General features: G+C 72.7%; 2 protein-coding genes. Both read left to right on the top strand.

The genetic code is table 11. From position 1 onward, the window contains the following. The coding region (locus EXE42_RS07395) for a hypothetical protein (protein ID WP_137706251.1) at positions 1-710 on the top strand (710 nt) is incomplete at its 5' end. An 88-nt stretch (positions 711-798) separates the two neighbouring features. Next, the gene (locus tag EXE42_RS07390; protein ID WP_092920190.1) at positions 799-1,890 is read left to right on the top strand and encodes a putative sulfate/molybdate transporter; all 1,092 of its coding nucleotides are present in this window, start codon (positions 799-801) and stop codon (positions 1,888-1,890) included. Positions 1,891-2,271: the final 381 nt, after the last annotated feature.

Here is a 2,271-nt window from a genome sequence, read left to right as displayed (position 1 = left end):
GGCCGGACGGCGACGGCGATAGGCCGGACGGCGACGGCGATAGGCCGGACGGCGACGGCGATAGGCCGGACGGCGACGGCGATCGGTCGGACGGCGACCACTTCGACGACGGACCCTTCGACGACGGAGCGAGCGACGAGGCCGGCGCCTTCGAAGCTCCCGACGCCGACGGGGCCGACGACCCCTTCGCGGCGCTCGGCGAGGGAGTGGACGACGGCGCCGGATCGAACCGAGACGCGGGCGGCGGTTCGGACGACGCCGACCCAGAACCCCGAACGGACCCGGAACCCGCCGTCCCTCCGGACGACCCGTTCGCCGAGTTGGACGCCGACGCGGGCGACGCGGCGGGCGGAGACGACCCCTTCGAGGCGATGGCGGTGGGCGACGTCGGGGAGGACGTGTGGGAGGCGCTCGACGAGGAGTCGTCGGTCGGCACCGACGCGGCCGGGTTCGACGGCGGAGCCGCTGGCGGCGGGGTCGACGGCGCGACGCGGTCCGCCGGACCGGCGGCGGGCGCCGCGGCGACCGGCGACGAGCGCGTGGTCGACAAGCGGAGCTACTGTCAGCAGTGCCCGCACTTCACGGCGCCTCCGGAGACGGCGTGTACTCACGAGGGGACCGACATCGTCGAGTCGGTCGATTTCTCCCGGTTTCGGGTCCGGAACTGCCCGATGGTCGACGCGAACGACCCGGCGTTCGACGACGAGTAATCGAACGTGGTTTCGCTTCGACGGCGGGGTGACCCGGAGCGATTGCTGAACAGCTTCAAGCGCGCTCGGACGAAAGGGCGCCCGTCTCGTGAAACGCTCCGATTCTACGGGGGTCCGGTCGGTCGAGTTCGGAGCCGGAGCGGTCACCGGCGCGATGGGGGATTCGATTACGGTCATCCCGCTGGTCGTCGCGCTGGCGCTGCTGACGGACGTCTCGCTGCCGCACGCGCTCGTCGCGTTCGGCGCGTTCCAGATCGTCTGGGGGGTTCGGTACGGGCTTCCGGTGTCCGTCGAGCCGATGAAGGCGCTGGCCGCCCTCGCTATCGCCGGCGCGCTCACCTACGCCGAACTCGCGCTCGCGGGCGTGATACTCGGCGTCCTCCTCCTCGCGATCGGGCTCACGGGAACGCTCGCGCACGTCGAGCGGTGGATCGGCGAACCGGTCATCCGCGGCGTCCAGTTCGCGGTCGGGCTCGTCCTCTTCGAGACGGGGCTCGGACTCGCGGTCGAGGACCCGGCGGTGGCGCTCGCCGGGGTCGCAATCGCGGCTGTGTTCGCGCTCGCGGGCCACGGGAAGGCGAGCGCGCTGGCCGTCGCGGTCGTCGGAATCGCGACCGCGCTCGTCGTCGCGGGAGTGCCGACGCCGCGGCTGCCCGGCGCGCCCCCGACGCCGGCGTTCGGCGCGGCCCTCACGCGCGCCACCTTCGACGGCGTGGCCGCGCAGTTGGCGATGACCATCGGGAACGCCGCGCTGGCGACCGCGCTGCTCTTCTCGGACCTGCTCGACGCCGAGGTGACGCCCGACGAGCTCTCGACGAGCATGGGGATCACGAACCTGATCGCGGTGCCGCTCGGGGGGATCCCGATGTGTCACGGCTGCGACGGAGTGGCCGGCAAGCACGCGTTCGGCGCGCGCACCGGCGGCGCGAACGTCGTCCTCGGCGCCGGCTACCTCGTCGCCGCGCTCTTCGCCACCCCCGCGCTCATCGCGGCGTTCCCGCTGGCGATGCTCGGCGCCCTGCTCGCTATCGTCGCCGTCTCGCTCGCGCGCAACGTCACCGACTCGGGGAACCGCGCGCTCTCGGTCGGAATCGGCCTCCTCGCGCTCGCGACGAACCTCGGTGTCGCGTTCCTCGCCGGGATCGCGGTCCACCTCGCGTGGGAACGGATCGGCGGATAACGGGTCAGTGAGAGGAGACCATTTATAAACACGATGCGGTGGCGCGTGCCGACGAGCGGCCGACAGGCCGCGAGTCGCACGCGCGAGGGAGTCAGTCGCCCGAAGCGAAGCGAGGGCGACTGACGAGGCTGGGGAGGCGTGAGGTGCTGTGCGGAGCGGGGCGGGACTCGAAGGGGCAGTCGCGAGGGCGGCGCACGCTCGCTGTGCTCCTCACTCGGTTGCTCACTGCGTTCGCTCCCTCGTTGCGGTGTCGCCGGCGGCGAAGCCGCCGGCTTTCCGTGGCGCTACGCGCCACGCTACTTGCGTCGCCTGCGCCGCCCTCGCGACTGGGGCTTCGGCGGTCGTCACCGCGGGATCGGTTACGGCGTATCCCCGAGCGGC

This window comes from Halorubrum sp. SP3 (assembly GCF_005435195.1).
GTDB classification, from domain to species: Archaea; Halobacteriota; Halobacteria; order Halobacteriales; family Haloferacaceae; genus Halorubrum; species Halorubrum sodomense.
This window is presented reverse-complemented; position numbering and strand designations above follow the sequence as displayed.